Here is a 19,245-nt window from a genome sequence, read left to right as displayed (position 1 = left end):
TTTGAGTTTTTTAATTGGAACTCAAAATCAGTAAGAAATGTTATTTCAAATATTATCGTTAAGGTTTTTCTGTGTTGTTTTTACAATTGAGGTCAGAATATTAATGATGTTTTGAATTTCATCTAAATACTCTTTGGCATCAAATTGTACAAGTTTTGACTCCGAAAGTAGCAAAATCCAATACTGGGTTTCTCGTGCTTCCTTACTGGCAATGGTCATCTTATGTAGAAAATCTTTCTTAGAAAACCCAGCACCAGCTTCACGGATATTGGCACCGATACTCGTTCCGCTTTTCAATAATTGTTTGGATAAAATATACTCGTTCTGTGCTTTGCAAACTTTGTATAGTTCAATAATTTTTAAAGCGAAGGATAAAGTTCTTTCTTGTATTGTGATTTCCATTTCGGTAATTCAAAACTTAAAATTCAACACTCAAAACTTTATAAAAGTTCAAAAATACTTGCGGCACCTTGCCCTGTTCCTACGCACATAGAGACCATTCCGTATTGGTTACCGCGTTTTCTCATCTCGTCGAGAAGTTGCACGGTGAGTTTTGTGCCAGTGCAGCCCAGTGGGTGTCCTAGGGCAATAGCCCCACCATTCACATTCAGAATATCGGGGTTTAAATCCAATTCTTTTTTTATCGCTACCGACTGTGAGGCAAAGGCTTCATTGAGTTCAATTAAGTCAATGTCTTTCAGCTGGAGCCCTGCTTGTTTCAAAGCTTTTGGAATGGCATAGATAGGCCCCATTCCCATAATTCTCGGCTCAAGCCCTGCTGCAGCATAGGCTACCAAACGGGCTTCTGGTTCTAGGTTGAGTTCCTTCACCATCTCTTCGCTCATTACCAATACGAAAGCTGCACCATCACTCATCTGGGAGGAATTTCCTGCCGTAACCGAACCGCCATTGGCAAAGACGGGTTTTAGTTTGGCTAAGCCTTCCAAAGAAGTATCGGCACGCGGGCCTTCGTCCACTGAAAATTCAAAAGATTGGGTTTGCAATTTTTGGTTTTCACCTACAAAGCTTTGCTCTACTTTGATGGGAACAATCTGGTCTTTAAATCTGCCATCGGCATTGGCTTTTAGGGCTTTTTGATGAGATTCAAAGGCGAATAAATCTTGCTCTTCTCGGCTGATGTTAAACTCCTTGGCTACGGCTTCGGCGGTGTATCCCATTCCCCAATAATAGTCGGGGTTAGATTTTGCAATATCGGTTTCAGGAACGGGTTTGTAGCCCCCCATTGGGATGTAGCTCATACTTTCTGTACCTCCTGCGAGGATACAATCTGCCATCCCTGCCTGAATTTTAGCCGAAGCAATGGCAATAGCCTCTGAGCCAGATGCACAATATCTATTGATGGTAACGCCTGGTACTTTATCGGTATTGAGCCCCATTAGGGAAATCAATCTGGCAACATTAAGACCTTGTTCAGCTTCGGGCATTGCGTTGCCCACGATAAGGTCGTCTATTCTATTTTTATCCAACTGTGGAAAGTCTGCCATCAATCTTTCGATAACGGCTGCTGCCATCACATCGGGTCTTGTGAACCTAAGGCTACCTTTTGGTGCTTTGCCCACTGCGGTTCTGTATCCTTTTACTATGTATGCTGATTTCATTTTTTTAGATTTTAGAAATTAGAGGTTAGAAATTAGAACATTCTAACCGGTTTTTAGTTTTAGTTTAAATGAATAAATCATTTTTTGGATTTCTGTTAGTTCATTTAATAGGGGTTGGATAGCATCTTCACTTATAAAGTTTAGCTCAATTAATAGAATCAACTGTGTTTCTAATTCATATGTAGAACCAGAAGCTATTCCTAAAAATTGAATGAATTCATTAGGATGATTCCTTCCTGCCCCTTCCGCTATATTAGAAGGAATAGATATAGCACATCTTCGGATTTGACTTTTTAATCCAAACTTTTCCTCATCGGGTAGGGTTTCTGTTAATAGATAAGCCTCTTTCGCTAGCCCGATTGCTTTTGTCCAAACTTTCAAGTCTTGTAACTTATGTGCTTTCATCTAAATTCTAATATCTAAATTCTAACATCTACTTAATTTCTCAACGGCTTTCCTTTTTGGAGCATATATTGAATTCTTTCGAGGGTTTTTCTTTCGCCACAGAGGGAGAGGAAGGTTTCTCGTTCCAGATTCAATAGATATTGTTCGCTCACTTGAGTAGGCTCAGAGAGTGGACCTCCCACCATTACATTGGCGAGTTTATCTGCTATTTTTTTATCGTGTTCGGAGATGAAATTCCCTGCCAACATTTGGTCGGTTCCTACATAGAACATTCCGAGGGCATCTTTTCCTAATACCGTTACTTTTTGTTCTATCGGCTGGGTATAGCCCATATCAGCCATTTGCTTAGCCACAGATTTTGCCGTTTGGATTTGAGCATTTTTATTTACTACTACCCAATCTTTTCCTTTTTCTAAAATGCCCATATCAAAAGCTTCGTAAGCAGAAGTTGCCACTTTACCCATTGCGATATTCATAAAGGCATCTCTTAGGCGGTTGTTTTTCACATCATCTTTTGCAAACTCACGGGAAGTTCTCAGGGTCATTTCTTTGGTACCACCACCGCCAGGGATTACCCCTACGCCTACTTCTACCAAGCCGATATAGGTTTCAGCGGCAGCCACTACACGGTCGGCGTGGAGGGTCATTTCGCAACCACCACCTAGGGTCATTCCAAAAGGAGCTACCACCACAGGAACGGAAGAATATCTTACCCTCATCATTGATTTTTGGAAATAAGCAATCGCCATATTCAAGTCGTCCCAATCTTGATCTACTGCCATCATCAGAATCATTGCGAGGTTGGCACCCACAGAGAAATTAGCCCCTTGATTGGCGATAACTAGCCCGTCATAATCTTTCTCGGCAAGGTCTATAGCTCGGTTGAGACCATCTAAAACCTCTCCACCGAGGGAATTCATTTTAGAACGAATTTCAAAATTGATGATACCATCGCCAAGGTCTTGAATTGCCGCCCCCGAATTACTCCATAGGGTTTTGTTTTTGCGGATATTATCCAAGATGATAAAGGATTCTTGCCCTGGAATTTTAGCGTATGCTTGTTGGTCTTTATTAAAGAAAATGGTTTGTCCTTCATCATTGATTTGATAAAAAACACCACCTTTTTCTGCTAATTCTTTAACCCAATCGGAGACCGTATAGCCCGCTTCGGAAGCTAGTTCTACACCCTTAGCTACGCCCACAGCATCCCAAATCTCGAAAGGTCCGTTTTCCCAACCGAATCCTGCACGCATTGCATCATCTATTTTGTAGAGTTCATCGGAAATTTCTGGAACTTTGTGCGATACATAGGCGAAAAGACCTCCTAGAGTTTTTCTGTAAAGCTCAGCAGCTTTGTCTTTCCCAGAAATCAAGACTTTAAATCGGTCTAAAGGTTTGTCGATATTTTTAGTCAGTTCCAGAGTAGGGAAGCTGGATTTATCTTGGAGTTCGTATTGTAAGGAATCCAGATTTAATCCGTGTATTTCAGATTTTCCTTCGGCGTTTTTCACTTTTTTGTAGAAGCCGCCATCGGTTTTACTTCCGAGCCATTGGTTGTCCATCATCGTTTGAAGGTAAGGAGGAAGTTCAAAGACAGAAGCAAACTCTGGAGCTTCGGCACCACTTTTATGAACGCCCTGTGCTACCATTACCAAGGTATCTAGTCCCACCACATCGGCAGTACGGAAAGTAGCCGATTTTGGACGACCAATTACGGGGCCAGTGAGTTTATCCACATCAGAAACGGTAAGTCCCAGTTCTTTCACACGATGAAGCAAATCCATCATACTGAAAACCCCTACGCGATTGGCAATGAATGCTGGAGTATCTTTGGCTAAAACGGTGGTTTTCCCCAAGAACTTCTGCCCATACTCCATATAGAACTGAACCACCTCTGGAGCGGTGTCTTTTGTAGGGATAATTTCCAATAGTGGGAGGTATCTTACGGGGTTGAAAAAGTGCGTTCCTGCAAAATATTTTTTAAAATCGTCGCTTCTGCCTTCTACTAGGAGATTGATAGGAATTCCCGAAGTATTGGAAGAAACCAAAGTACCTGGTTTTCGGAATTGTTCTATCTTTTCATAAACCTGTTTTTTGATGTCTAGGCGTTCTACCACTACTTCGATAATCCAATCGGTGTTTTTGATTTTGTGCAAATCATCATCAAAGTTGCCTACCTTGATTCTCTCTGCAAAAGCCTGTGAGTAGAGTAGGGCTGGGGAAGATTTTTTTAGTTTCGCGAGGTTTTCTGTAGCGATGCGGTTTCGTACCGTTTTATCTTCTTTAGTGAGACCTTTTTTTTGTTCCGCTTCGGATAGTTCAAATGGGACAATGTCTAGCAGCAACACTTCCACGCCGATATTGGCAAAGTGAGCAGCGATACCGCTTCCCATAATCCCCGAACCGAGTACAGTAACGTGTTTGATGCGTTTTTTCATATTGTTCATTTTGGGGTTAATGTTTATTTTTATTAAACTCAGCTGTAATATTTTGAATTTCCCTCATTACTTCTTTGAATGTGTTTAATTTTTCAGAGGGTATTCGGTCCACAATGATTTTGTTAAAGCTTAGGACAATTTCTTTTGTTACATTTCTGTAATTAATGCCCTTATCCGTTAGTTTTATTACAACTTCTCGTTTGTCGTTAGTTGTTTTTTCCTTATAAATATAGCCATTGTCCTCTAGTAGTTTGATGATTCGGGTGAGCGAGGTAGGTTCAATAGCCATTTTAGGGCCTAGCTGTGTACTTTTGGTACCGTTTTTAGGGTCTATTTTCAGGAGGGTGAGTCCTTGTACTACGGTAGCATCGTGGTTGTGAGCCATTTCTGAATACATTTTGGAAACGGCGAGCCAAGTTGATTTTAGGATTAAATCTATACTTTCAATTTTTTCGTTGTTCTGTTCCATAGTTTATCAAAATGTTCTGAACCAAATGTACAAATATTATGCGTGCATAGTATATTGTAATATGTTAAAAAAAAGTTAATTTTGTTAGAGTTAAACAATTGTTTTGTTTTAATGAGTTGATTTTTAATGTATTATTTTGAATCAACTTTTGGTAAATGGATGTATTGACAGAAAAAATAGTCCATTATTGAGCAGATGCGTTTTAGTTGTTTTATTTGTGTTAATTTTTATTACTTACAACAAATCTAATAGATTAAACGCACGAAATTATATTTTGAAGACATTTGATAAATATACACATTGAATATCAGTTCATTATATTTTAACCTTGATTACTTTTATAGAAAGTGACTGAAATACAAATCGTTAGTTATTAGTAGTTTATAAATTTCGTGCGTTTAGCCTGTTAAGTGGATAGATAGGGGAGTAGAGTAGTAAAAAAAGCGTTTCGGTATTCACCAAAACGCTTTTTATAGTATCGCTTATTCCAATAGTTATCTTTTTCCAAACATTCCACCAAGACCACCTAGGTTGGGCATTCCTGCACCTCCCATTTTGCTCATCATCTGCATCAGTTGTTTTCCTTGTGGGCCTTGCATCATTTTCATCATCTTGCCCATTTGGTCAAACTGCTTCATCAGTTGATTAACTTCCTCCAACTTTCTTCCCGACCCCTTCGCAATACGCTTTTTTCTGTTCATATCAATAATAGAAGGGCGGCGTCTTTCCTCTGGCGTCATAGAATAGATAATGGCTTCAATGTGTTTGAAAGCATCATCATTAATATCCACATCTTTTATCGCTTTTCCTACCCCTGGAATCATTCCCATAAGGTCTTTCATATTCCCCATTTTTTTGATTTGGTTGATTTGTTTTAAGAAATCATCAAAACCAAATTCATTTTTAGCAATTTTCTTGTGGAGTTTTTTAGCTTCCTCTTCATCAAATTGCTCTTGAGCTCTTTCTACAAGGGAAACCACATCTCCCATTCCGAGGATTCTATCTGCCATTCTTTCTGGGTAGAAGAGGTCTAGAGCCTCCATTTTTTCCCCTGTGGAGATGAATTTAATCGGTTTTTCTACCACGGAGCGGATGGTAAGTGCTGCACCACCACGCGTATCTCCATCTAGCTTGGTAAGGACTACCCCGTCAAAATTAAGGGCATCATTAAAGGCTTTTGCCGTATTCACAGCATCTTGCCCCGTCATAGAATCTACTACGAAAAGCGTTTCCTGTGGTTTGATGAAATAGTGTACAGATTTTATTTCGTTCATCATTTGCTCATCCACAGCCAAGCGTCCTGCGGTGTCCACAATTACGACATCATAACCGTTGGATTTAGCATAGTTTACAGCGTTTTCAGCAATGGTAGAAGGGTTGGTGGCACCATCTTCGGTATAAACTTCTACACCTACTTGCCCTCCCAAAACTTTAAGCTGGTCTATCGCGGCAGGTCTATAAACATCACACGCTACTAGAAGCGGTTTTTTATTTCTTTTTGTTTTAAGATAGTTGGCGAGTTTTCCCGAGAAAGTGGTTTTACCAGAACCTTGAAGCCCCGCGATGAGGATTACCGAAGGTTTCCCCGAAAGATTAATCCCCTCTTGGGAACCTCCCATAAGTTCTACCAACTCATCGTGAACAATTTTGGTCATCAGTTGCCCTGGTGTAAGGCTGGTGAGTACATTTTGCCCCAAAGCCTTATCCTGAACTCTTTTGGTAAGGTCTTTGGCTACTTTATAGTTAACATCGGCATCCACCAAGGCTCTACGGATTTCCTTCACGGTTTCCGCCACATTGATTTCTGTAATTTTCCCGCGTCCTTGGATATTGTGTAACGCCTTATCTAATTTTTCTTGTAAACTATTGAACATACTTTATATTTAAGAATTGCAAAAATAAGGAATTTTAATAATTTTAAAAACTATTTTAGGTTAAACGCACAAAATTGTATTTCAAGGCGTTATCTAATGAATGTTGATTGTCAGATTTCTACGATTGGCTTTTAATGACTTTTACGCGCATATTTTTATCCAATTTACAATATCATACCTTGTGAAAAAATTGGGCAATCATCACGGTTTATAAAGCTAAATTGTCTTTATTTGGCATCGTTTGTCCTTAATTTACCTTCAGCTTGTCTTTAGTTGGCACATTCTGTCTTTTCTTGTCATCTCTTGTCCTATATTTTAGGAGTTTTCTTCGGGAGTTCTTCGGGAGTTCTTCCCAAATCTTCCCAAAAAATGCGTTTTTGGGGAAGGATTCCGCAAGGAAACAGCAAGGAGAGTGGGAGAAACTCTTGCTATAATTGGAGGTTTTCAGGTGGATTTTTATGATATCGTCTAAAATGATTGGTTTGTTGGGAAGTGTATTTTGTTGAGAGGATTAGAAAAATAGGGGAGGAATATTTGGGTAACATATTCAGATATTGATTCAAAATTGGTATTTTTGCGATATGGATTCAACGAAAGTGATGTTAGCATTAAGGCAATGTTTGTATTTTCTGATAATTTCGGGGATATTATTTGGGTTGCATTGGCTGTTCTCTGGAAAAGCGTGGTTCCCTTCAGATTTTAATATTCATATTTTATTATTTGTCTTGACCTTTATTGTTGTTGTGTCAATCGCGATATTTTATATTTTTTCTTCGTCAGATAAGATAGGATTTGTATATTTGGGCTTTGTAATATTCAAAATGTTTGGAATAGGTTATTTGGCTGTATTTCAGAATGGTTTTAGAGAGTATCTACTGGTTTATTTTGTGATTTTTTGGATTTATTTGGCAGTGGAGGCAACGCTGGTAGTCAATTTTCTGAAGAAAAAATAAGACATAAATCATAAAAACATTTTGATATAATTTTTTATTAGAGAAAAATATTTGTTATTTTTGCAAAAAATAAGAAAAGAGGTTCACGATGAATTTTAAAAAACTGATAGTTATTTTCTGTGCTATGTGGTTTGGACTAGCTTCCGCAGAAGTGCATAGCGACCACGGAGCGTCTGCCGAAGACGGAGGTAAGTATAATCCGGTGCCTTTCATTATGCACCATATTCAGGATTCTCACAGCTGGCACCTATGGGGTGAGGGAGATAATTCTTTCGGGTTTTCTTTGCCTGTGATTTTGTTTGATGAAGGTTTAAAGGTTTTTAGTTCTTCAAAATTTGGTCATCACGAAGATCAAGTAGCGGAGGTGGATGGAAAGTTTTATAAACTTTATCATAATAAAATCTACGAAACAGACGCACAAGGGACATTGCAAATGGAAGGTGATCATCCTACTAATAAGATGCCATTGGATTTTTCTATCACCAAGGTGGTAGCACAAATGTTTTTGGCGGGGTTGATTCTTTTGATATTAGGCTTTGGAGCGGCTTCTGCTTATAAGAAATCTAATGTGCCTTCTGGATTGGCTAAGTTTATGGAGCCTATCGTGGTTTTTGTAAGAGATGATATTGCTTTGCAAAACATTGGTTCTTTGAGATATAAAAAGTATGTACCTTATTTGGTAACTTTGTTCTTATTCATTTGGGTGCTTAATATTTTGGGATTGGTACCAGGAGCAGCAAATACTACAGGGAATATTGCCTTTACAATGGTTTTAGCAGTATTTACATTGTTGGTGGTGAACTTTAGCGGTAGAAAAACTTATTGGGGGCATATGTTTGACCCACTTGGAAATAATATGCCTTGGGCAGGAAAGATTTTGGTGTATCTCATCTTGGTTCCTGTAGAATTATTGGGGATTATCACTAAGCCTTTCGCATTGATGATTCGTCTTTTTGCGAATATGACCGCAGGGCATATCATCATTATGGCATTGATTTCATTGATTTTCATTATGAAAACCTATATGATAACGCCAGTGTCCTTAGGACTTTCACTCTTTATCTATGTATTGGAAGTATTGGTAGCGGCATTGCAAGCGTATATCTTCACAATGCTCACAGCGTTGTTCATTGGTTCTGCAGTAGAAGAGCCACATCACGACCACTAATTGATAACAAATAAAACAATAAAAACTAACTTTTTTAAATTTTTATATTATGACAGGTAGTATCGCAGCAATCGGAGCTGGATTAGCAGTTCTAGGAGTAGGATTAGGAATTGGTAAAATTGGTGGTTCTGCAATGGACGGAATCGCTAGACAGCCAGAACAATCTGGAAAAATCCAAACTGCAATGATTATCGCAGCCGCTCTTATCGAGGGTGCTGGTCTATTCGGTATCGTAGTAGCATTACTTGGTAACGGATAAAAAGTGAACAGAATTCTACAGACGGTTGGTCTGTGGAATTCTTTTTAAAAAGTTAAATCAAAATAAAACATATACTAAAATGGATTTATTAACACCCGCAGTAGGTAATATTTTTTGGACAGCAGTAGTATTCGTTATTTTATTGCTTTTACTTTCAAAATTTGCTTGGAAACCTATTCTTTCTGCAGTAAACGAAAGAGAAACAAACATCATAGATGCTTTGAACCAAGCAAAACTGGCTAAAAAAGAAATGGAGGCACTGAAGGCTGATAATGAAAGAATCATCAGAGATGCTAAAATTGAAAGAGATGCTATTTTGAAAGAAGCGAGAGAAATTAAAGATAGAATCGTAGGAGAGGCTAAAGATATCGCTAAAATGGAAGGTGATAAAATGATTGCTTCTGCAAGAGAAACTATCTTGGCAGAGAAAAATGCAGCAATGGCAGATATTAAGTCTCAGATTGGTGCTCTTTCTGTGAGTATTGCAGAATCTATCCTTAAGCAAAAGCTTGATAATAGCGATGCTCAGAATACTTTGGTTGAAAACTATTTGAATAACAATAATCTTAACTAATAGCGATGCTTACATCTAAAGTAGCAAAAAGATACGCACAAGGCTTAATCGATTTCTCGCAAGAGGCAGGGCTTACAGAGTCTGTATTCTCTGAAATGCAAGATGTAGTGAAGATTCTAGACACTTCTAAGGAGCTTCGTAGTTTCTTTGCATCACCTATCATTGATGGGAAAAAGAAAATCGGTATTGCTAGCGAAATCTTCAAAGACTTCTCCCCAGTGAGTAAAAATATTATTAGTTTGGTCATTAAACAGGGCAGAGAAACGCATTTAAGAGATATCGCACAAGAGTTCATTAATAAAGTGGAGCAGATGAGAGGTATCCAGAAGGTAACCCTTACGACTGCATCTCAATTGTCCCAATCTAATATTGATGAAATCTTGAAATCATCTCACTTGGTGAATGATAGCTCTAAGTTCTCACTTAGCATCAATATCAATCCAGACATTTTGGGAGGATATATTCTAAGAGTGGGAGACCAGCAGATCGATGCTTCAGTAAAATCAAAACTGAATAACATTAGAAAAGAATTTCAATTAAACTAAGATTAAAACAACCATAAAATGGCAGAAATAAATCCAGCTGAAGTTTCAGCAATTTTGAAACAACAATTAGCGAATTTTGATACGCAATCCAATGTGGAGGAAGTAGGTACAGTACTTCAAATTGGTGATGGTATTGCTCGTGTTTACGGTCTTGAAAATGTACAATACGGGGAATTGGTAAAATTTGAAAGCGGAGTAGAAGGTATCGTACTCAACCTTGAAGAAGATAATGTAGGGGTAGCTTTGCTAGGTGAATCCAAATTGGTAAAAGAAGGAGATACCGTAAAGAGAACTCAGAGAATTTCTTCTATCAAAGTAGGGGAAGGTATGCTAGGAAGAGTAGTGGATACTTTGGGTAACCCTATCGATGGTAAAGGACCTATCGGTGGAGACCTTTATGAAATGCCTTTGGAAAGAAAAGCACCTGGGGTTATCTACAGACAGCCGGTAAATGAGCCTTTGCAAACAGGTATCGTAGCCATTGACTCTATGATTCCTGTAGGTAGAGGACAGAGAGAGTTGATCATCGGGGATAGACAGACAGGGAAAACTACTGTGGCTATTGACACGATTATCAATCAAAAAGAATTTTATGACGCTGGTCAGCCAGTATATTGTATCTATGTTGCTGTAGGGCAAAAAGGTTCTACCGTAGCACAGATAGTACAGACCCTTACAGATAAGGGAGCAATGCCTTATACGGTAGTAGTAGCGGCTAATGCTTCAGACCCTTCGCCTATGCAGGTGTATGCACCTATGGCGGGAGCTGCTATTGGAGAATACTTCCGTGATACAGGTCGTCCAGCTTTAATCATTTATGATGACCTTTCTAAACAAGCGGTAGCTTACCGTGAGCTTTCTCTTCTATTGAGAAGACCACCAGGTCGTGAGGCTTATCCAGGGGATGTATTCTACCTACATTCAAGATTGTTAGAAAGAGCAGCGAAGGTTATCAAAGATGATGAAATCGCGAAGCAAATGAATGATTTGCCAGAGTCTCTAAGACCACTAGTAAAAGGAGGTGGTTCACTTACGGCTCTTCCAATCATTGAAACACAAGCAGGAGATGTATCTGCATATATCCCAACCAATGTGATTTCCATTACAGACGGACAGATTTTCTTAGAGTCTGATTTATTCAACTCTGGGGTAAGACCAGCGATTAATGTGGGTATTTCTGTATCTCGTGTAGGAGGTAATGCTCAGATTAAATCTATGAAGAAAGTGTCTGGTACATTGAAACTAGACCAAGCTCAATACAAAGAATTGGAAGCTTTCGCTAAGTTTGGTTCAGACCTAGATGCTGCTACACAAGCGGTAATCTCTAAGGGGGAGAAAAATGTGGAAATCTTGAAGCAACCAGTAAACTCTCCGCTACCGGTAGAAAACCAAGTAGCAATGATCTACGCAGGTACAGAAAACTTGTTGAGAAATGTTCCTGTGAATAAAGTGAAGGAGTTTATGAAGGATTATGTAGAGTTCTTGAGAACGAAACACCCTGAAACTATGGCAGCTATCAAAGCTGGTAAGATTGATGATAATATCACTGGCGTATTGAGACAAGCTGCAGCAGACCTTGCTTCTAAATACTAAAAAATAATGATGTGTTGATGGCTTTTGGTTGGTACTCTGTTACCAGCCAAATGTCCCAACCAAGAACCCAATAACGATAATGGCAAACTTAAAAGAAATTAGAGGAAGAATCTCGTCCATCTCATCTACGATGCAGATTACTAGTGCGATGAAAATGGTTTCAGCTTCGAAACTGAAAAGAGCACAAGACGCTATCGTGATGCTAAGACCTTATTCGGAAAAGTTACAAGAAATCATCCAAAATGTGAATTCAAGTTCCGATCCAGATAAAGTTTCGGTTTACGCTCAGAAGAGAGAGTCTAAGAGAATTCTTTTCATCCCGATTACTTCTAATAAAGGATTGGCGGGAGCTTTTAATTCTTCTATCGTAAAGGAGCTCAACCAGCAATTGGCTGTAAATGCTGATAAAGACATCGAAATCCTTACCATAGGTAAGAAAGTGTATGACGCTGTGAGAAGAACCAAGACAGTTTATGACAATCAAAGTTCAATCTTAGACCATCTGAGTTTTGATTTGGTTGCAAACCTTACTGAGGTGGTGATGAAGGATTTTGTAGAAGGTAAATTTGATGAAGTTCATCTAATCTACAACAAGTTTGTAAATGCTGCTACGCAAGTGGTACAGACAGAACAGCTTTTACCGATTTCTATGCCAGAAGTGGATGAGACACAGGTAGATACAGACTATATCTTTGAGCCAAATCGCAATGATATTTTGGATAATTTGATTCCGAAGTCTATTAAAACACAGTTTTATAAAGCAATTTTGGACTCTATTGCATCAGAACACGGTGCGAGAATGACGGCAATGCACAAAGCGACGGATAACGCACAAGCCCTCAAAAATGAATTGGTAATCTATTATAATAAAGCGAGACAAGCTGCGATTACCAACGAGATTTTGGAGATTGTATCTGGTGCAGAAGCCTTGAAAAACAGTTAAAAATTTGTTTTTTCATAGTATTAAAGTTTTATGGTTAGAAAGCCTTTAGCAGTTTTGCTAGAGGCTTTTTAATTTGGGCAGAATAGTAAAAATGATGTTTAAAAACTTTAATAATTACTTTTGAAAACAGCCAGAAAGAGCATCTGCTCCGAAGTAGAAAATTACCAGCCAAACCAAGCCTTTAATGGTGAAAAATGCTAAGCCTGCCCAGCCTACACGCTTAAACCACTTTTTAAATTTAGAGTTATTATCCTTCTCTTGCATAATGTTTTATATTTTTATTGCTATTGCAAAAATAAGCTTTAAGATTATAGCTTACCTCATTTCTGATTAAAATCACGCTGTTTTTTTTCTACTATTTTATGAGGTTGTTTTCCCTTAAAAATATTAAATTTGTAAATCATTAATCTAAAAAAATAAAAAGAATAATAATGTCACAAGCAAAAATTTATTACACCCTTACGGATGAAGCTCCAATGCTAGCAACGCATTCCTTTTTGCCAATGGTAAAGGCTTTTGCGAAAACCGCAGATATTGAAATCGTAGTCCCAGATATTTCCCTTTCGGGAAGAATCTTGGCAAACTTTCCAGATGCCCTTACCGATGAACAAAAAATCCCAGATTATTTAGCAGAATTGGGACAATTGGCAACACAGCCAGAGGCGAATATCATCAAACTTCCTAATATTTCGGCTTCTGTACCACAGTTGGAAGAGGCTGTTGCAGAGCTTCAAAAGCAAGGATTCAATGTACCAAACTATCCTGCTGAACCTAAAAATGACGAGGAAAAGGAAATCAAAGCGAGATATTCTAAAGTATTGGGAAGTGCGGTAAATCCTGTATTGCGTGAAGGCAACTCGGATAGGAGAGCTCCTAAATCTGTGAAAGATTACGCTAAAGCCAATCCGCACAGAATGGGCGAGTGGAAGGCAGATTCTAAAACCTCTGTGGCTCATATGCAGGCAGGAGATTTCTATGGAACAGAAACTTCTACAACGGTAGAAAACGAAGGAAAATTCAAAATTGTTTTCTTTGGGAACGATGGTTCTGAAAAAGTATTGAAAGACTTAGCACCATTGAAGGCTGGCGAGGTGATAGATTCCTCTGTGATGAACCTTGCTGCTTTGAAATCTTTTGTACAAGATGCCATCAATGAAGCAAAAGAAAAAGATGTCTTGCTTTCGGCTCACCTTAAAGCGACAATGATGAAGGTTTCAGACCCTATTATTTTCGGAGCTATTGTAGAAGTGTATTTCAAAGATGTTTTTGCTAAATATCAAGCAGAATTTGATGCGTTGGATATCAATCCTAATTTTGGTTTGGCAACATTGTTTGAGAAAATCTCCGGAACTCCGAAGGAAGCAGAGATTAAAGCGGATATTGCTAAAGCTATCGAAAACGGACCAAGAATAGCAATGGTAAATTCGGATAACGGCATTACCAATTTCCATGTTTCTTCGGATGTCATTGTAGATGCTTCTATGGCAGCCTTGGTGAGAGGAGGCGGTAAAATGTGGAACAAAGATGGAAAAGAGGAAGATACCGTTTGCATTATTCCAGATAGAACTTATGCAGGTTTCTATGATGCCATTATTCAGGATATGAAGAAAAATGGAGCAATAGACCCTCGTACTTTTGGCTCTGTACCGAATGTGGGATTGATGGCTCAGAAAGCAGAAGAGTATGGTTCTCACGATAAGACATTCCAAGTGGAAGGCGATGGTGAAGTGAAAGTTTTGGATGAAAACGGTAATGTATTGCTTCAGCAAAAAGTTCAGAAAGGGGACATTTTCAGAATGTGCCAAACGAAAGATGCTCCAATTCAGGATTGGGTAAAACTGGCTGTGAATAGAGCAAGGCTAAGCAACACCCCTGCCATTTTCTGGTTGGACAAGGGAAGAGCTCACGATGCTCAAATCATCAAAAAAGTAGAACAATATCTAAAAGACCACAATACCGAAGGACTAGATATCCGCATTATGGATGTGAAAGATGCGATGCTAGAAACCCTGAAGAGAGCTAGAGAAGGTAAAGACACCATTTCTGTTTCTGGAAATGTATTGAGAGATTACCTTACAGATATGTTCCCGATTTTGGAATTAGGAACTTCTGCCAAGATGCTTTCGATAGTACCATTGATGAACGGCGGAGGCTTGTTTGAAACAGGAGCGGGAGGTTCCGCACCGAAGCACGTGGAGCAATTCTTAGAAGAAGGCTACCTGCGTTGGGATTCTCTGGGAGAGTTCTTGGCACTTCAAGCATCATTGGAGCATTTGGCTCAGACTCAAAACAATGGTAAAGCGATGGTGTTATCCAATGCTTTAGATGCAGCCAATGCAAAATTCTTGGCTACGGACAAATCTCCAGCGAGAAAAGTGGGCGGTATTGATAACAGAGGTTCTCACTTCTATCTGGCGATGTATTGGGCAGAAGCTTTGGCAGCACAGACGGCAGATGCAGAGTTGGCAGCACAGTTTGCACCTGTAGCAAAGGCAATGCAAGACAACGAAGCTAAAATCAATGAAGAGTTGATAGGTGCTCAAGGTAAGGCTCAGGAGATTGGAGGATATTATCATCCAAACGAAGAGAAAACTTACGCAGCAATGCGTCCAAGTGCCACTTTGAATGAGATTATAGATTCTATTTAGTTTTAGAAAGTCTTATTATATTGCTTTTTAGGACGCCATATAAATGATAATTAAAAAATGTCTTGCAGTAGCGAGGCATTTTTTTTAACTTTACCCCAAGTAATATCAAAATTTTATCAATGCAAAATACATTAAATTACATCCACGAAAACAAACAACGCTTCGTAGATGAACTTTTTGAATTGTTGAGAATAGCTTCCATCAGTGCAGACCCAGCTTATAACCAAGATGTGCTAGACTGTGCAGATAAAGTGGCAGAGCATCTTAGAAATGCAGGGGCAGATAATGTAGAAGTTTGCGATACAGAGGGCTATCCTATTGTATATGGAGAAAAACTTTTGAATCCAGAGTTGCCTACCGTATTGGTATATGGGCATTATGATGTACAACCGCCAGATCCATTAGATTTGTGGAAAAAACCACCTTTTGAGCCTTATGTAGAAGCTACAGACATCCACCCAGAAGGAGCCATCTTTGCAAGAGGTGCAGCAGATGATAAGGGACAATTCTTTATGCACCTTAAAGCTTTTGAAGCAATGATGAAAACCAATGCGTTACCTTGTAATGTTAAATTCATCATTGAAGGGGAGGAGGAAGTAGGCTCTGTAAACCTTGAAAAATTCATTAAAACATACAAGGACAAATTGTCTTGCGACTGTATCTTAATTTCGGATACCAGTTTATATTCTATGGAGCAGCCTACCGTTACCACAGGGTTGAGAGGACTCAGCTACATAGAAGTGGAAGTAGAAGGTCCTAATAGAGATTTGCATTCTGGGTTGTATGGCGGTGCCGTTCCCAACCCTATTCACACATTGGCAAGAATGATTGCACAGCTGATAGATGAAGACGGGCATATTACCATAGACGGATTTTATGACAATGTTCTAGTGGTATCTGATGAAGAAAGAGCTGAAATGAACAAACTGAAAGATGACCCTGAGGCTTTCAAAAAATCCATCGGATTAGAAGGGGTAGAGGGCGAGAAAGGCTATACCACTTTGGAGAGAACCTCCATCCGTCCAACATTAGATTGTAATGGTATCTGGGGAGGCTATATAGGTGAAGGAGCTAAAACGGTAATCCCTTCTAAAGCGTTTGCGAAAATTTCTATGAGATTGGTACCTTACCAAACCCCTGATGAAATCACCGAAAAGTTTACGAAATACTTTGAGAAAATAGCTCCCGATAATGTGCGTGTAAAGGTAACTCCTCACCACGGTGGGATGCCTTATGTGTTGCCAAGTGATACCAAAGAGTTTCAAGCGGCTAAAAAAGCAATGGAATCCGCATTTGGAAAAGAGGTTTTGCCATTCCGAAGTGGAGGCAGTATTCCTATCACGGCTTTATTTGAAGAAGTTTTGGGAGCAAAATCTGTGTTGATGGGCTTTGGTTTAGGTTCAGATGCCATTCATTCTCCGAATGAACATTACGGCTTAGCCAATTTTTATAAAGGTATAGAGAGTATTCCTTTATTCTTTGAAAATTATGCTAAAGGTTAAAAAAATATTAAACTCATATACACGCTTCCGTTCGGGAGCGTTTTTTTTTATTTTAGCCCTATGAAACAAAAAGTGATATACATTACAGGAGGAACCAAAGGTATTGGTTTCGGGGTAGCGAAGGTTTTACTAGAAAAAGGCTATGCTGTAGCTTTCAGTGGTAGAAAGGCTGAAGATGTAAAACAAGCAGAACTAGAATTGCAAAAAGTAGCTCCATTCGTGATGGGGGTGGCGTCAGATGTTACCCAATTGACCGATGAGCAAAATGCTGTGCAACAAATCGTGGAGCGTTTTGGCAGGATAGATGCTGTCATTGCCAATGCAGGGTTGGGCATCTTTAAACCGATAGATGAACTTTCCGAAGAAGATTGGAATGCAATGATTACCACCAACCTTACGGGAGCGTTCTTTACTCTAAAAGCAAGCGTAGAGGCGTTGAAAAAAACAGAAGGTTATTACATAAGCATTTCCAGTTTGGCAGGAACTAATTTTTTTGAAAATGGAACAGGCTATAATGCTAGTAAATTTGGTGTGGTAGGCTTTACTCAAGCCGCAATGCTGGATTTAAGGAAGTATAATATCAAAGTTTCTACCATTATGCCGGGAAGTGTTTCGTCTAACTTCAATGGACATACTCCTTCAGAAAGTGATGCTTGGAAAATTCAGCCAGAAGACATAGGAGCGTTAATCGTAGATATGCTTGAAATGAACCCAAGAACATTGCCAAGTAAAATAGAAATACGCCCTACCAGACCAGATTTGAAATAATATAATGCCTAGTTTTTATGATGTTCTGAAAACCCAGATTTAATCCATAAGCTCTGAAACTTCTTAAAATAAAAACCACAAATTCTAAGACTTGTGGTTTTTGTTGTTTTATTCCTTCTCAAACTCAAACGGCTCGTCGTAAATAATGCTCAAAATTCCAATGTTAAATTCGTTGGTAGAATAGAGCCCTCTGCCGTTGACACAAACGCTGATGGCAATGTCGTCGGTAGGGTTATACGCCATTAGAGCATCTGTTCCCAAAGTAGTGCCACCGTGTCCGTAATACGTTTGATTGTAAAACGGTACTTTCATCACGCATAGTCCAAAGTTACTATCAACAGGAAGCATCATTTGTACGGTTTCTTTTTTCAGAAGTTTTCCGCTAAAAAGAGCTTGGATAAACACGTTGAGCTCGTCCGTTGTGGAAGTAATATCGCCAGCCCCCAAAGCATTTACGAAATTGAAATCTTTTACAAGAACGTATTTTCCGTCTGTGAATTGATACGAAGCAAAAATATTTTTAGGGTAATCGAGTACGGAGAACGTATTTTTCAGTCCCAATTTTTTGGTAATACGGTCTTTTAAAAGCACATTAAAAGGCTTTTTATGTTTTTTTTCTAATATTTTGCACAATAGATAGTATGCTGAATTAGAATATTTTACCTTTTCATTGGGTTCAAAAAGCACGCCTTGTTTGGCAATGCTGTCTAAAACCATTTTTTCACTAACCGTTTCATTCATAAGCCATTCGCCAGTTTCTCCTACATAGTCGCCCAATCCGCTGGTGTGGTTTAGCATATTTTTTAGGGTGATTTTATCTGCATTGGGCAAGTGAGGATAAAATTTTGAAAGTTTGTCCGAAAGGTTCAACTTTCCTTTTTCCACATCTTGCATAATCATTGTAGCGAGGAAAAGTTTGGTAATCGAACCGATTTGATACCCCGTATTTTCGTTGTAATTCTGATGAGGCAACTGATTTTGTCCGAAACTTTTCTGATAGATTTTCTTTCCATTTCGGGAGATAGAAACACTGCCTACACCGTGTTGTTTTTCTGCGAAATACTCAATGTATCGGGTGAGTTTTTCTGTGTTGATTTCTCGATTTCCAATATTGGGCACAGAATGAGCTTGTGCGGCTGTTTTTTCGGCTTTTTCCAAAATCAAAGGCATATTCATTCCTCCTTGGGTGAAAGTCCCGGTGATTTTTCCGTCTTTCAGCGTACCTTTGTATTGGGCTTGAAGAAGTTTATTTTCAAAAAACAATTCCGAATTTTCAAAAGTAAATTTAGAAGTCGGAAATCCTTGCGAACTTTGTTTCGGACTGTATAAGGTTGATTTATAGCCGTTTTCTCCCGATTCGATTTCGATAACCAAAGGTAATTTTATTCCTTGAATGGACAAATCGCCTTTCCAAGTTCCTTCAATTTGAGCAAAAATATGTTGTACGGCAAACAACAAAATGAAAGTAAAAAATCTGATTTTCATAC

Annotated in this window: 18 protein-coding genes; 10 read left to right on the top strand and 8 right to left on the bottom strand. The window is 38.8% G+C overall.

What is annotated here, in order from left to right:
* Window positions 1-45: 45 nt before the first annotated feature.
* From ACFFUE_RS01430 to ffh, 6 genes are all read right to left on the bottom strand, one after another.
* Entirely contained in the window at window positions 46-402 is a 357-nt protein-coding gene (locus ACFFUE_RS01430; protein ID WP_327984744.1) for a four helix bundle protein, read from the bottom strand.
* A gap of 38 nt (window positions 403-440) precedes the next feature.
* On the bottom strand, window positions 441-1,619 hold the full coding sequence (locus ACFFUE_RS01425; protein WP_376832158.1) for a thiolase family protein: 1,179 nt from the start codon (window positions 1,617-1,619) through the stop codon (window positions 441-443).
* Window positions 1,620-1,661: 42 nt separating this feature from the next.
* Complete coding sequence (locus tag ACFFUE_RS01420; RefSeq protein WP_376832156.1) at window positions 1,662-2,024, bottom strand: four helix bundle protein; 363 nt, start codon at window positions 2,022-2,024, stop codon at window positions 1,662-1,664.
* 32 nt (window positions 2,025-2,056) lie between these two features.
* On the bottom strand, window positions 2,057-4,462 hold the full coding sequence (locus tag ACFFUE_RS01415) for a 3-hydroxyacyl-CoA dehydrogenase/enoyl-CoA hydratase family protein (protein ID WP_376832154.1): 2,406 nt from the start codon (window positions 4,460-4,462) through the stop codon (window positions 2,057-2,059).
* Between the two features lie 16 nt (window positions 4,463-4,478).
* Window positions 4,479-4,931, bottom strand: coding sequence for a MarR family winged helix-turn-helix transcriptional regulator (locus tag ACFFUE_RS01410; protein WP_376832152.1), 453 nt, complete (start codon window positions 4,929-4,931; stop codon window positions 4,479-4,481).
* A gap of 494 nt (window positions 4,932-5,425) precedes the next feature.
* Window positions 5,426-6,805: a signal recognition particle protein gene (gene ffh, locus ACFFUE_RS01405; protein ID WP_327984739.1), complete on the bottom strand. Its 1,380-nt coding sequence runs from the start codon at window positions 6,803-6,805 to the stop codon at window positions 5,426-5,428.
* A gap of 581 nt (window positions 6,806-7,386) precedes the next feature.
* Between ffh and ACFFUE_RS01400 the strand changes: the two genes are divergently transcribed.
* The 7 genes from ACFFUE_RS01400 to atpG all read left to right on the top strand — a co-directional run bounded on the left by ACFFUE_RS01400 (window position 7,387) and on the right by atpG (window position 12,840).
* Entirely contained in the window at window positions 7,387-7,758 is a 372-nt protein-coding gene (locus ACFFUE_RS01400) for a hypothetical protein (RefSeq protein WP_376832150.1), read from the top strand.
* 88 nt (window positions 7,759-7,846) lie between these two features.
* Window positions 7,847-8,926, top strand: coding sequence for a F0F1 ATP synthase subunit A (gene atpB, locus ACFFUE_RS01395; protein ID WP_327984737.1), 1,080 nt, complete (start codon window positions 7,847-7,849; stop codon window positions 8,924-8,926).
* Window positions 8,927-8,975: 49 nt separating this feature from the next.
* Window positions 8,976-9,185, top strand: coding sequence for an ATP synthase F0 subunit C (gene atpE / locus ACFFUE_RS01390; protein WP_002664302.1), 210 nt, complete (start codon window positions 8,976-8,978; stop codon window positions 9,183-9,185).
* Window positions 9,186-9,264: 79 nt separating this feature from the next.
* Window positions 9,265-9,759, top strand: coding sequence for a F0F1 ATP synthase subunit B (locus tag ACFFUE_RS01385; protein ID WP_376832146.1), 495 nt, complete (start codon window positions 9,265-9,267; stop codon window positions 9,757-9,759).
* A gap of 5 nt (window positions 9,760-9,764) precedes the next feature.
* Window positions 9,765-10,304: an ATP synthase F1 subunit delta gene (atpH, locus tag ACFFUE_RS01380; protein ID WP_376832144.1), complete on the top strand. Its 540-nt coding sequence runs from the start codon at window positions 9,765-9,767 to the stop codon at window positions 10,302-10,304.
* An 18-nt stretch (window positions 10,305-10,322) separates the two neighbouring features.
* Window positions 10,323-11,897 (top strand): F0F1 ATP synthase subunit alpha, encoded by a 1,575-nt coding sequence (gene atpA / locus ACFFUE_RS01375; RefSeq protein WP_376832142.1) that lies wholly within the window; start codon window positions 10,323-10,325, stop codon window positions 11,895-11,897.
* 79 nt (window positions 11,898-11,976) lie between these two features.
* Window positions 11,977-12,840 (top strand): ATP synthase F1 subunit gamma, encoded by an 864-nt coding sequence (gene atpG / locus ACFFUE_RS01370; RefSeq protein WP_376832140.1) that lies wholly within the window; start codon window positions 11,977-11,979, stop codon window positions 12,838-12,840.
* Between the two features lie 114 nt (window positions 12,841-12,954).
* On the opposite strand, the gene ACFFUE_RS01365 is transcribed toward atpG, so the two are convergent.
* Window positions 12,955-13,104, bottom strand: a complete 150-nt coding sequence (locus ACFFUE_RS01365) for a hypothetical protein (protein WP_327984732.1) — start codon at window positions 13,102-13,104, stop codon at window positions 12,955-12,957.
* A 167-nt stretch (window positions 13,105-13,271) separates the two neighbouring features.
* Between ACFFUE_RS01365 and ACFFUE_RS01360 the strand changes: the two genes are divergently transcribed.
* From ACFFUE_RS01360 to ACFFUE_RS01350, 3 genes are all read left to right on the top strand, one after another.
* On the top strand, window positions 13,272-15,488 hold the full coding sequence (locus ACFFUE_RS01360) for an NADP-dependent isocitrate dehydrogenase (protein ID WP_376832138.1): 2,217 nt from the start codon (window positions 13,272-13,274) through the stop codon (window positions 15,486-15,488).
* Window positions 15,489-15,607: 119 nt separating this feature from the next.
* The gene (locus tag ACFFUE_RS01355) at window positions 15,608-16,990 is read left to right on the top strand and encodes a dipeptidase (RefSeq protein WP_376832136.1); all 1,383 of its coding nucleotides are present in this window, start codon (window positions 15,608-15,610) and stop codon (window positions 16,988-16,990) included.
* Window positions 16,991-17,050: 60 nt separating this feature from the next.
* Complete coding sequence (locus ACFFUE_RS01350) at window positions 17,051-17,758, top strand: SDR family oxidoreductase (RefSeq protein WP_376832134.1); 708 nt, start codon at window positions 17,051-17,053, stop codon at window positions 17,756-17,758.
* A 108-nt stretch (window positions 17,759-17,866) separates the two neighbouring features.
* Here the strand turns inward: ACFFUE_RS01350 and ACFFUE_RS01345 are convergent, their stop codons facing one another.
* Window positions 17,867-19,243 carry a serine hydrolase domain-containing protein gene (locus ACFFUE_RS01345; protein WP_376832132.1) on the bottom strand — a complete coding sequence of 459 codons (1,377 nt, stop codon included), beginning with the start codon at window positions 19,241-19,243 and terminating at the stop codon, window positions 17,867-17,869.
* Window positions 19,244-19,245: the final 2 nt, after the last annotated feature.

The organism is Bergeyella porcorum, from assembly GCF_042427575.1.
Taxonomy (GTDB): domain Bacteria; phylum Bacteroidota; class Bacteroidia; order Flavobacteriales; family Weeksellaceae; genus Bergeyella; species Bergeyella porcorum.
The sequence above is the reverse complement of the archived record's forward strand: the minus strand, read 5'-3'. Positions and strand labels throughout refer to the sequence as shown.

Coding starts and splice junctions, on each gene's coding strand:
- ACFFUE_RS01430 (WP_327984744.1), bottom strand. CDS start 402: ATGGAAATCACAATACAAGAAAGAACTTTATCCTTCGCTTTAAAAATT.
- ACFFUE_RS01425 (WP_376832158.1), bottom strand. CDS start 1,619: ATGAAATCAGCATACATAGTAAAAGGATACAGAACCGCAGTGGGCAAA.
- ACFFUE_RS01420 (WP_376832156.1), bottom strand. CDS start 2,024: ATGAAAGCACATAAGTTACAAGACTTGAAAGTTTGGACAAAAGCAATC.
- ACFFUE_RS01415 (WP_376832154.1), bottom strand. CDS start 4,462: ATGAAAAAACGCATCAAACACGTTACTGTACTCGGTTCGGGGATTATG.
- ACFFUE_RS01410 (WP_376832152.1), bottom strand. CDS start 4,931: ATGGAACAGAACAACGAAAAAATTGAAAGTATAGATTTAATCCTAAAA.
- ffh (WP_327984739.1), bottom strand. CDS start 6,805: ATGTTCAATAGTTTACAAGAAAAATTAGATAAGGCGTTACACAATATC.
- ACFFUE_RS01400 (WP_376832150.1), top strand. CDS start 7,387: ATGGATTCAACGAAAGTGATGTTAGCATTAAGGCAATGTTTGTATTTT.
- atpB (WP_327984737.1), top strand. CDS start 7,847: ATGAATTTTAAAAAACTGATAGTTATTTTCTGTGCTATGTGGTTTGGA.
- atpE (WP_002664302.1), top strand. CDS start 8,976: ATGACAGGTAGTATCGCAGCAATCGGAGCTGGATTAGCAGTTCTAGGA.
- ACFFUE_RS01385 (WP_376832146.1), top strand. CDS start 9,265: ATGGATTTATTAACACCCGCAGTAGGTAATATTTTTTGGACAGCAGTA.
- atpH (WP_376832144.1), top strand. CDS start 9,765: ATGCTTACATCTAAAGTAGCAAAAAGATACGCACAAGGCTTAATCGAT.
- atpA (WP_376832142.1), top strand. CDS start 10,323: ATGGCAGAAATAAATCCAGCTGAAGTTTCAGCAATTTTGAAACAACAA.
- atpG (WP_376832140.1), top strand. CDS start 11,977: ATGGCAAACTTAAAAGAAATTAGAGGAAGAATCTCGTCCATCTCATCT.
- ACFFUE_RS01365 (WP_327984732.1), bottom strand. CDS start 13,104: ATGCAAGAGAAGGATAATAACTCTAAATTTAAAAAGTGGTTTAAGCGT.
- ACFFUE_RS01360 (WP_376832138.1), top strand. CDS start 13,272: ATGTCACAAGCAAAAATTTATTACACCCTTACGGATGAAGCTCCAATG.
- ACFFUE_RS01355 (WP_376832136.1), top strand. CDS start 15,608: ATGCAAAATACATTAAATTACATCCACGAAAACAAACAACGCTTCGTA.
- ACFFUE_RS01350 (WP_376832134.1), top strand. CDS start 17,051: ATGAAACAAAAAGTGATATACATTACAGGAGGAACCAAAGGTATTGGT.
- ACFFUE_RS01345 (WP_376832132.1), bottom strand. CDS start 19,243: ATGAAAATCAGATTTTTTACTTTCATTTTGTTGTTTGCCGTACAACAT.